Source organism: Sporomusa sp., from assembly GCF_035561255.1.
In the GTDB taxonomy this organism is placed as follows: domain Bacteria; phylum Bacillota; class Negativicutes; order Sporomusales; family Sporomusaceae; genus Sporomusa.
On record NZ_DATMXX010000388.1, the window covers coordinates 1 to 9,804 of the forward strand.

The following is a 9,804-nucleotide window of genomic DNA, read 5'->3' on the forward strand; positions in this document are numbered from 1 at the left end:
CTCTTATCATTATACAGGATTTGCTAAATTACGGACAATAAATTTATATCATTATTTTCATTTTAAAAAAAATATATACTTCCGCATTAAAGAAGTTTGCCGGCGCAGGCGGGGTGCTGCATTGACAACGAGTATAAAAAAACGAACTTAGGTCTTGACAATAGCAGGGAATCATACTACATTTAATTTAGAATGAAAGTTGTGTCTTGCTAGGGAACATTTCACATAGTTAACTGGCTGATCAAAAAAAATGAAGGCCAAAGAGGTTGTTTACAAACAGCTTCTTTGGCCTTTGGTGTTTTCTAAAATACTGTTTAAAAAATGGGGAGTGATAATATGTCTAGAGTTGCTGTTGCCAGTACTGATGGAATCGCGATCAATGAACATTTTGGCAGGTCTAAAGAATTCTGGATCTATGAAGTGGCCGAAACCGGCGAATACCAGTTTATTGAACGCCGGGAAAGCAATGCTCAAGCTGCTCATGCCGGTAAAGGCCATAGCTTTACAGCACAACTGCTTGCTGATGTGGAGGTTGTACTGGCAACTCAGATTGGCCCCCGGGCAGAGCAGGAATTGCAGAGCTACGGCGTGATTGCATTACCGGTGTCAGGCCCTATTGATAAAGCGCTAAAAACCTATGGCAAAAGGCGTAAATTTATCAAAGATAATATCCCCAGAGCAAGTATCACAAGTCATCCAGGCGGTTGCGGCGGTTGCTCCCATGGTTGCAAGTAGCCTCAAAGATTACTGTCAAAACAATATTGACAATTGAATTTGCGCAGATGTATAATGACTTAAGCGTACATGCAAAGTAGCATTGCTGACTGGTCAAAAGAATCAGAGGCTGTGTTCCATTATTATGGGATACAGCCTTTTTTGATTTTCACATAACCTTATCGTAGCTTTGCTACTCCAGCCGGGGGATAAAATCTTATTGGATTTCATAGAGCCGGTATAATTCAAAGTTGACCAGACATACTGGAGGCTTGGGTTTACACTTGTTGTGAGACAGGGGTAAAACCAGGCTTTTTTATTATACTTCTTTCAGTAAAGCGAGGCGAAAATTATAATCACCATAACAGATGTAAGCAAGACCTATGTTACGCCCCACGCCAGCATAACTGCCCTGCGCAGCGTAAATCTGCAAATTGAAAAAGGTGATATTTTTGGCATTATCGGCTTTAGCGGGGCCGGTAAATCAACCCTCATCAGGTGTTTAAACAGGCTGGAGGAACCTGATTCAGGATCAATTGTTATTGAAGGTCAGTCGATTACCGGCATGGACAAAAAACACCTGCGGCAGGCAAGACGGAAAATTGGCATGATTTTTCAGCAGTTTAATCTATTTGATGCGAAAACGGTTTTTGAGAACGTGGCTTTCCCGTTAGAGGTTGCCGGTCATCCCCGGGAATTTATCAATAATAAGGTAAAACAGCTGTTGGAACTGGTTGGTTTGGCTGATAAGGAGCAGGCTTATCCACTGCAGTTGAGCGGCGGCCAGAAGCAGCGCGTAGGCATTGCCCGGGCTCTCTCTAACGAGCCGAATGTCCTCTTAAGCGACGAAGCCACTTCGGCCCTTGACCCCCAGACAACCCTCTCTATCCTGGAGCTGCTGAAAGATATCAATAAAAAACTGGGGCTGACAATCGTGCTGATCACTCATGAACTGGATGTGTTAAAGCATATCTGCAATAACATGGCGGTGATCGAACAAGGCGAAATCGTTGAAACCGGGCCTGTCGATAAATTCTTCCTTAACCCGGAAAGTGATACGGCGAAACGGTTTATTACTATTCTGCAGGGATTTCAGGCCAAAAGGATATACCGGGAGGGAGAAGGCATTTGAGTGAGGATTTACTGGATTTATTGCTCACTGGTTTCAATGAAACCATCTATATGGTCATTCTCTCTACGCTGGCAGCCTTAGTTCTTGGTTTTCCCCTGGGGATCATTCTGGTAGCAACCGAAAAGGGTCATGTGCTGGAATCGCCCAGAATCAATAAGGTGCTTGGTACAACCATCAATATCATTCGCTCTTTTCCGTTCATTATTTTAATTGTAGTGTTGTTGCCATTAGCAAGGTTTATTGTGGGCACCACCCTCGGGGCTACTGCAGCGGTAGTGCCGCTGGCGATTGGATCGGCACCATTTCTGGCCAGAATCATTGAAAACTGCTTAAAGGAAGTCAGTTACGGCAAGATTGAAGCCGCAATGGCGATTGGGGCCAACCCGCTTACCATCATTACCAGAGTAATGATCCCGGAGGCGCTGCCTTCGCTGGTCAGAGGCATAACCCTAGCTATTATCGCCATAACCGGCTTTACCGCAGTGGCCGGGGCCATTGGAGCCGGCGGGCTGGGCAGTTTGGCAATCCGGTTTGGGTATATGCGCTTTCGGGATGATATTATGATTGCCACTGTCGTCGTGCTCATTCTTTTGGTTCAGGGGGTACAATGGGGAGGTGACAGTCTGGCCCAGTATATTAATAGAAAAAGGTATAAGTTTGACTAACAATTAGTAATAAGGGGATGATTTTTGTGTTAAAAAGAAACATGGTTTTTAAGGCTGTATTGGCAATCATTAGTGTTATTTTTGCCGGCAGTGTATTTGCCGGCTGCTCATCAGGCAATAAAGCCCAGCCGGCTGCACAACCGGCAGCAAAACAAGAGGTGACTGTTAAAGTAGGGGCGGCAGTGGTACCTCATGCCGAGATATTAAACTTTATAAAACCTAAACTGAAACAAGAAGGGATTAATCTCGAGGTAGTGGTACTGGATGATGAGGCTCAATTAAATCCTGCCCTGCAAAATAAACAGATTGATGCCAACTATTTTCAGCACATTCCGTACTATGAGTCGGTAGCCAAAGAAAAAGGGTACAGTTTCACTGTGGCCGCTAAGGTACATGTAGAACCGATCGGCTTTTATTCACAGAAGATCAAATCCAAGGAAGAACTAAAAGACGGAGCCACAATCGCTATTCCGAACAATCCTTCCAACGAATTCAGGGCGCTGGTTTTATTACAGGCCAACGGGCTGATCAAATTAAAAGACGGTGTAGCCAACTTCTCAGCCACGCCGCGTGATATTGCCGATAACCCGAAAAAGCTAAAATTTGTTGAAGTCGATTCGGCGCAGCTTACCAGATCGCTGCCTGATGTTGATGGTGCTATCATTAATACTAACTTTGTTCTTGAAGCGAAAATAGATCCCAAGTCGGCTTTGTTCAGAGAAGATGCCAACTCACCCTATGCGAATAACCTATTTGTCAGAACAGGGGATGAAAGCAGGCCTGAGATCAAAAAGATTGCTGAGATTCTAACCTCGCCTGATGTAAAGAAGTTTATCCAGGATAAATACGGTGTTGCTGTTGTACCTGCGTTCTAAGGGGGTTAAGCATGAAGCCTGTTAACCTTACCGAGGCGGAGGTTCCCGTGCGGGAGATCCGCCTCGGGTCTATCACCGGTTTTGCGGGAACTGCCGGCGAACTGGTGCGCTGTGCCCGGGCCGGCAGCCTTACCGACAGTACCCGCAGTTTCAGTCAATGTATGGGCTGCAGTTCAAATAATGCTTTTTGCCAGTTGGCGATGATTCAGGATGCTGCTGTTGTCAACCATGCGCCGGTAGGCTGTGCCGGTGACTTCTTCACCTTTAACTTTGTCTACCGGGTAGGCCAGATGGAGAGAAAGCAGCCGGCGGTGATCGGCCGTTATTTCAATACCAACATTGAAGAACAGGATACCATTTTTGGCGCGACGCAAAAACTGGCAGACACCATCCGGGCCGCTTATCAGCGCGTACAGCCTAAGGCCATATTTATTACCACCTCCTGCGCCTCCGGCATCATCGGTGATGATGTCGAGGGGGTGGCCAATGATTTATCCGGGGAATTGGGAATTCCGGTGGTTGCCTGTTTTTGTGAAGGGTTTAAGTCGAAAATCTGGACGACTGGCTTTGATTCAGCGTATCATTCGATTGTCAGAAAGATTGTAAAGCCACCGGCAAAGAAGTCTAATAAGATTAATATTGTGAATTTCTGGGGCAGTCATATCTTTGATCAATTATTGCAGCGATTAGGGTATGAAGCCCATTATATTGTACCCTTTTCCACAATAGCCCAGCTGGAGCAGATTGCCGAGGCGGCTGCTACCATTCAGATTTGTCCGACACTGGGTACCTATATCGGTGCCGCGCTGGAGCAGGTATATGGGGTACCGGAAATCAAAGCCCCGCCGGCTTATGGCATCGCCGGTACTGATCAATGGCTGCGGGAACTGGGAAAAGTCCTGGACCGGGAGCAGGAGATTGAGGTCATCATTGCCGAGGAGCATGAGCGGGTACTGCCCAGGCTCAGTGAATATCGCGACAAGCTACAGGGAAAAACCGCTTATCTTACGGCCGGAGCCGCCCATGGGCATGCCTTGATTGCTGTATTAAGAGAATTGGGTATGACAGTGCAGGGGGCGGCCATCTTCCATCATGACCCTATTTATGATAATGGCGATATAACTGCCGACGCCCTGGCCCATGACGTAACGACCTACGGTGATATCCCTAATTATAATGTCTGCAATAAACAGGCCTATGAACTGGTTAATATCTTAAACAAAGTAAGGCCGGATATTATGATTGCCAGACATGGCGGCATGACGCTGTGGGGAGCAAAGCTGGGAATACCAACACTATTGATCGGGGATGAACAGTTCGGCTTTGGTTATCAGGGAGTCCTTAATTATGCGGAACGCATCTTAGAGACCCTGGATAACCGGGAATTTGTCACAAATCTTGCCAGACACAGCACAATGCCTTATACCAAGTGGTGGCTGGAACAAAACCCATTCTCGTTTCTCAGGGGTGACTTAGATGTCAAAGTTTATTGAACAGCCGCGATACTCTTGCGCCTTAGGCGCACAGCAGTCGGTCATAGCCATAAAAAGAGCTGTTCCTATCCTGCATTCCGGGCCTGGCTGCGGTGATAAAGTCAGCCGGCTGCTGGGGCAGGGAGAGGGCTATGCGGGCGGCAATACCGTGCCCTGCACCAATGCCAGTGAGGCTGAAATTGTCTTTGGCGGTGAGGGCAAACTGGACAGTGTGATTGCGGGTGCGTTCCAGGTTATTGATGCTGATCTCTATGTAGTGCTTACCGGCTGTACTTCTGATATTATCGGCGATGATATCGGGCAGGTGGCAGGCAGGTACCAGTCTGAGGATAAACCGATTGTGTATGTGGAGACAGGCGGCTTTAAAAGTAATAACTATGTAAGCCATGAAACCGTAGTTAAAGCCATTATTGACCAGTATGTCGACAAATTCAAAACCGGAACAACGCCAATTAAAGGGCTTGTCAATGTGTTTGCCTCTATTCCCTACCAGGATCCCTTCTGGAATGGAAATCTGGAAGAGCTTAAGAGGATACTGGCCGGGATCGGGCTGACAGTAAATATTCTGTTTGGAGCAGCGTCCGGGGGAGTAGCGGAATGGAAAACCATCCCCCAGGCAGAGTTTAATATTGTTGTGAGCGCCTGGCCTGGCCTTGGCATTGCTAAGCATCTGCACGGAAAATATGGAACTCCCTATATTCAGTTTCCGTATTTGCCAATCGGTGGTGTGGAGACAACAAAGTTTTTGCGGCAGGTTATTGATTTTGCCGGTCTGGATGAAGCGAAAGCCGGGGCTTTTATTAAGGCCGAAGAAGAGCGCTTTTATCTGCATATTGAGCGGACAGCCGACTTTATGCTGGAATTCAGATATGGTCTTCCCCGCAGATTATATACGATAGTAGATGCTTCGTATGCGATCGGTTTTGCTAAATATCTGCTTAATGAACTGGGGATTATTCCTGCTAAGCAGTTTATTGTTGACGATACGCCGGAGGAGTTCCAAGCGGCGATCTGCGAGCAGTTTAAGCATATTTCGGAATTGCGCTCGGCCCTGGTGAGTTTCTCAACAGATGGTGGCGCTATTCAGGCGGAAATCAGAAGTGATGTTCACAAAAGCAGGGCCTTGATTATTGGCAGTGGCTGGGAACGGGATCTAGCCAGGGAGATTGGGGCAGACCTGTTGATTGTCAGCGTGCCTGTGGCGTACAGGCTTGTCCTGAATTGCGGCTATGCCGGTTATAACGGCGGCCTGCGCGTTATCGAAGATATTTATGACAGAGTGCTTGATACCTATAGATAAGAAGTATTATACCTACTGTTATTTCCAGGCTGATTAGAATGACTGAAGGCCGGGATTGCTTTACAAGCATTCCTGGCCTTTGGTATTTTCAATATAATGAAAAAATTTAGGGAGGGGAATTTATGACATTACACAGGTTTGTAGTGGTCTCATTTTTAGTATTCATATTGGGGCTTGTTGCCCTCTATACCGGGGTCAACCGGGTGCCGCTGCGGCAGCAGGGCGGCACACATGAGATGCACAAATCGTCCCTGCAGGTTCCTGTGGCCAGCAATACGAAACTGGTGGCGACAATACCGGTCACTATCCCTGTAGCTAAACATGTGGGTTAAAAGGAGTTGATCGAATGACAAAATATAAGTTTTTTTCCTGGAGCGCAATCCTGCTCAGTGTCCTGCTGCTTGTTTTACCCAGACTAATTCCTATTTGTAACGGGCTGATGCAAAATGGCAGTCCGATGCACTGCCATTATACCTATCAGGCGGAATTTCTTATTACCTTGCTTGCACTCATTCTTGCCAGTGCCCTGCTTGTGCTGCGTACAGATGAAGCGCGTCTGCTCAGTGGTTTTGTTATTTTGCTGTTAGGCATTACTGTGGTTATCCTCCCCCAGACCTGGGCGCTTGGTATTTGTGAGGCTGGCGGGTGCCAGAAAACAGCCTTTTTCAGCACCATAGGCGGCAGTTTGCTGGCTTTGTCAGGTGCCGGGATTGTGTGGCTGGCCTGGCGCGGTAACAATCTTCATGAATAATGTATTATACGAGGAGACTAGACTATGATATTTCTTATTTGGAAAAGTCTGCTGCACCGCAGGCTCCAAAGCCTGGCCATCATTGTTTCCATTGCAGTTGGCGTAGCCATAGTCTTCAGTGTTGCCGCCATATATAACGGGGTAGCATCAGGCATGGAGCTTTCCAAGCAGCGGATGGGCGCAGATATTGTCATTGTACCGTACGGTGTGACGCTGGAACCAAGCCTGCTTTTATTCGGCGGGGCAACTGCCAATTCTTACATGCCCCAAGAGTATGCCGAGGGGGTGCGGGGTGTTGAAGGGGTTCGTACGGTTACACCCCAGTTTTACACCCATTCCCTGACTGCCGATTGTCACGATATTGGGAGTCAAAACAGGATGATCGGTTATGATCCGGCGAGTGACTGGATTATTGCCCCCTGGCTGAAGCAGGTGCATAAGACCGGACTCAGCGATGATGAGGTGATTCTTGGTGCGAAAGTGCCGACCTGGACACAGGATAAAATATCGATACTGGGCAAGTGGTACAATATCGTAACCATTGCCGAGGAAACGGGAACAACCCTGGACTATTCCCTGCTGGTCAGTATGAATGAGGCCAGGCGGGTGGTTGCCAAGGATACCTCGCTGAAGCAGGTGTGGCAAAAGCAGGGTCCGCCGGAGGGCCTGATATCGACGTTGCTGGTGCAGGTTGATGAAGGGGTGGATATTGATAAGGTAGTAGCTAACATCCAAGCGGTTGGACTCATGAAGCCGATTGTGGCTGCAGAAGTCAAAAAACGCATTGCTGATCAGTTTACTGTGTTTGTTTTCTTAATAGGCGGCATTGGCTTACTGACAGTATTGACATCGTTGCTGCACCTGTTTTCCCGGTTTTATACGCTGACCTGGGAGCGGCAGGCTGAATGGGGGCTTTACCTGGCTTTCGGCGCCTCAGGACGGCATATTGGCACAATTATTGCCGGCGAAGCGGTGGCAGTCTCCCTGGTAGGTTCTGTTGCCGGGTTACTGCTGGGCGGCGGTCTGTACAAAGCGAGCCTGCAGCTGCTGGAGGCTTACCAATCCTTCCCCTTTGTGCAGCCGTCCTGGACCTTTATTGCCGGAAGTGCTGTGTTGATTACCGTGCTATTTACCGGGTTAGGGGCACTGGCTGCCTGGCTGCCGGCATACCGGGGCAGCCGCATTGACCCCAGTGTCATCATGACACGGGGGGAGTTTGACTAAAGGAGCGAAAACTATGGGCAACTTGCTGGAACTCAGGGATATTAACAAAAATTACGGTGATGATGTCATTCTGTCGGGGGTTTCGTTTACGCTGACCAGGGAAACGGCGGTTGCCATTATTGGACATTCGGGTGGTGGTAAAACGACGCTATTATCGATTATGGGGCTGCTGCAGCAGGCAACCTCCGGTACGGTGCTAGTGGATGGCCGGGATATTGCCGGTCTTGACCCGCAGCAGCTGGCCAAACTGCGGGGTGAATACCTGAGCTTTGTTTTTCAAAGAGCACGCCTGATAAATTCTCTGACTGCGCTGGAGAATGTTATGGCACCGGCCTGGTTTATTAGGAGCGGGGTGAACGTGGAACAAGCGGCGAAAGCTTTACTGGAGAATTTCGGGCTTGCTCACCGCTTGTACCATAAACCCCAGGAGCTTAGCCTTGGCCAGCTGCGGCGGATTTCCCTCGCGCGGGCTCTGCTGCTTAAACCTCCGATATTACTGGCTGACGAGCCGACAAATGATCTGGACCCGGCTTTGGCTGACGAGGTTACCTCGTGCCTGCTGGCCGCGCGTAGAGACGGTACAGGGGTGGTCATTGTGACCCATGATGCTGGTTTGGCCGCACAGGCTGATCAAACCTTTCGTTTAGAGGCAGGGGCATTACGGCCTGCCTAATGACTTGAAGGTAGTAAGCGGCGTTGGCACGAAATAAAGGAGAGCTTTTCTCGGTATGAGGAAGCTCTCCTTACTTTGCCTGTTAATCAATGACCTTTGCAACGCCCCAGCTTGTTTTTTTGTACTGTTAACCACCCGGTTACCAGAGCCGTTAGTTGCTCATGCTGACCTGTAAACACGTGGTCAGCCTCCATACGGACAAGCTCTTTCTCGCCCCTATACTGGTCGTAGACAAGCGCGGAGCCGGCTGGCGGTACAACGATATCCTGGTTTCCGTGAACAATAAGCAGGGGCGAGCGCTGCAACCGGAGTTGTGGTAAAGGATCATACCGGTTTTCCACCAAATCCTTAACAAAATTCGGTTCAAGGCTAAAACCCTTGCCCAGAAAATTAGCGACTGTCTGATTCTGCAAAGAACGTTGCCACAAATCCGGTCCCAATATAATGTTCTGGAAATTTTCCACAGGGTGAGTTACCGGTGCTAGTGCCACCCGTCCGGCAATCCCGGTATCATCATGACTGAGTGCAATCAGGCCGCCTAAGCTGTGGCCTAGCAGATAGATTGGCAAACCCTCGAACTCCGGCACGCTTCTAACCCAGTCAACGACATTCCGTAAATCTTCCTGCCAGTTTTTTATTGTTGTATCTGCGGCGAATTCACCATCGCTTTCCCCTGAGCCGGTAAAGTCGAAACGTACAGCAATAAGACCTGCGTCTGCAATGGCCTTGGCGAGCTGAAGGGTTAATTGGTTGGAGCCGATTTTATCGCTGGTAAAGCCATGGCAGCAGATAACAATAGGTGTCTGCGTTACAGTAAAACTGTTGGCATGGATCATGGCAGACAGTTTGCGGTTTTGGCTTATTATCCATTCATGTTGTTTCATGTTACTTCATCCCCCTTAAAATAAGTGAAGGCCAAAAAGCGACTTATGTCGTTTTTGGCCTTTAGTTTTTCTAATCAGCATTCAGTATGAATT

The 9,804-nt window shown here is 48.3% G+C and carries 11 protein-coding genes; 10 read left to right on the forward strand and 1 reads right to left on the reverse strand.

The annotated features are described in order from the left end of the window. Positions 1-336 precede the first annotated feature (336 nt). The 10 genes from VN379_RS22035 (at position 337) to VN379_RS22080 (ending at position 8,827) form a co-directional block, all read left to right on the forward strand. Complete coding sequence (locus VN379_RS22035) at positions 337-735, forward strand: NifB/NifX family molybdenum-iron cluster-binding protein (RefSeq protein ID WP_325537888.1); 399 nt, start codon at positions 337-339, stop codon at positions 733-735. A gap of 391 nt (positions 736-1,126) precedes the next feature. Continuing rightward, entirely contained in the window at positions 1,127-1,846 is a 720-nt protein-coding gene (locus VN379_RS22040; RefSeq protein WP_325537907.1) for a methionine ABC transporter ATP-binding protein, read from the forward strand. Further along, positions 1,843-2,511 carry a methionine ABC transporter permease gene (locus VN379_RS22045; protein WP_325537890.1) on the forward strand — a complete coding sequence of 223 codons (669 nt, stop codon included), beginning with the start codon at positions 1,843-1,845 and terminating at the stop codon, positions 2,509-2,511. Before VN379_RS22040 ends, VN379_RS22045 begins: the two co-directional genes overlap by 4 nt. Positions 2,512-2,552: 41 nt before the next feature. After that, positions 2,553-3,386, forward strand: coding sequence for a MetQ/NlpA family ABC transporter substrate-binding protein (locus VN379_RS22050; protein ID WP_414715030.1), 834 nt, complete (start codon positions 2,553-2,555; stop codon positions 3,384-3,386). Between the two features lie 11 nt (positions 3,387-3,397). Then, the gene (locus VN379_RS22055; protein WP_325537893.1) at positions 3,398-4,879 is read left to right on the forward strand and encodes a nitrogenase component 1; all 1,482 of its coding nucleotides are present in this window, start codon (positions 3,398-3,400) and stop codon (positions 4,877-4,879) included. After that, entirely contained in the window at positions 4,863-6,179 is a 1,317-nt protein-coding gene (locus VN379_RS22060; RefSeq protein WP_325537895.1) for a nitrogenase component 1, read from the forward strand. Before VN379_RS22055 ends, VN379_RS22060 begins: the two co-directional genes overlap by 17 nt. Positions 6,180-6,301: 122 nt before the next feature. Next, positions 6,302-6,511 (forward strand): hypothetical protein, encoded by a 210-nt coding sequence (locus VN379_RS22065; protein ID WP_325537897.1) that lies wholly within the window; start codon positions 6,302-6,304, stop codon positions 6,509-6,511. A 14-nt stretch (positions 6,512-6,525) separates the two neighbouring features. Continuing rightward, positions 6,526-6,930, forward strand: coding sequence for a DUF4418 family protein (locus VN379_RS22070; protein ID WP_325537899.1), 405 nt, complete (start codon positions 6,526-6,528; stop codon positions 6,928-6,930). Positions 6,931-6,954: 24 nt separating this feature from the next. Then, positions 6,955-8,154 carry an ABC transporter permease gene (locus tag VN379_RS22075; RefSeq protein WP_325537901.1) on the forward strand — a complete coding sequence of 400 codons (1,200 nt, stop codon included), beginning with the start codon at positions 6,955-6,957 and terminating at the stop codon, positions 8,152-8,154. A 13-nt stretch (positions 8,155-8,167) separates the two neighbouring features. Then, the gene (locus VN379_RS22080; RefSeq protein WP_325537903.1) at positions 8,168-8,827 is read left to right on the forward strand and encodes an ABC transporter ATP-binding protein; all 660 of its coding nucleotides are present in this window, start codon (positions 8,168-8,170) and stop codon (positions 8,825-8,827) included. An 86-nt stretch (positions 8,828-8,913) separates the two neighbouring features. Here VN379_RS22080 and VN379_RS22085 read toward each other — a convergent pair whose 3' ends face one another. Continuing rightward, positions 8,914-9,711, reverse strand: a complete 798-nt coding sequence (locus VN379_RS22085; RefSeq protein ID WP_325537905.1) for an alpha/beta hydrolase — start codon at positions 9,709-9,711, stop codon at positions 8,914-8,916. Positions 9,712-9,804: the final 93 nt, after the last annotated feature.

Excerpts from the sequence above, each read along its gene's own strand:
- VN379_RS22055 (WP_325537893.1), top strand. The coding sequence starts at position 3,398 with ATGAAGCCTGTTAACCTTACCGAGGCGGAGGTTCCCGTGCGGGAGATC.
- VN379_RS22075 (WP_325537901.1), top strand. The coding sequence starts at position 6,955 with ATGATATTTCTTATTTGGAAAAGTCTGCTGCACCGCAGGCTCCAAAGC.
- VN379_RS22070 (WP_325537899.1), top strand. The coding sequence starts at position 6,526 with ATGACAAAATATAAGTTTTTTTCCTGGAGCGCAATCCTGCTCAGTGTC.
- VN379_RS22085 (WP_325537905.1), bottom strand. The coding sequence starts at position 9,711 with ATGAAACAACATGAATGGATAATAAGCCAAAACCGCAAACTGTCTGCC.
- VN379_RS22050 (WP_414715030.1), top strand. The coding sequence starts at position 2,553 with ATGGTTTTTAAGGCTGTATTGGCAATCATTAGTGTTATTTTTGCCGGC.
- VN379_RS22080 (WP_325537903.1), top strand. The coding sequence starts at position 8,168 with ATGGGCAACTTGCTGGAACTCAGGGATATTAACAAAAATTACGGTGAT.
- VN379_RS22060 (WP_325537895.1), top strand. The coding sequence starts at position 4,863 with ATGTCAAAGTTTATTGAACAGCCGCGATACTCTTGCGCCTTAGGCGCA.
- VN379_RS22035 (WP_325537888.1), top strand. The coding sequence starts at position 337 with ATGTCTAGAGTTGCTGTTGCCAGTACTGATGGAATCGCGATCAATGAA.
- VN379_RS22065 (WP_325537897.1), top strand. The coding sequence starts at position 6,302 with ATGACATTACACAGGTTTGTAGTGGTCTCATTTTTAGTATTCATATTG.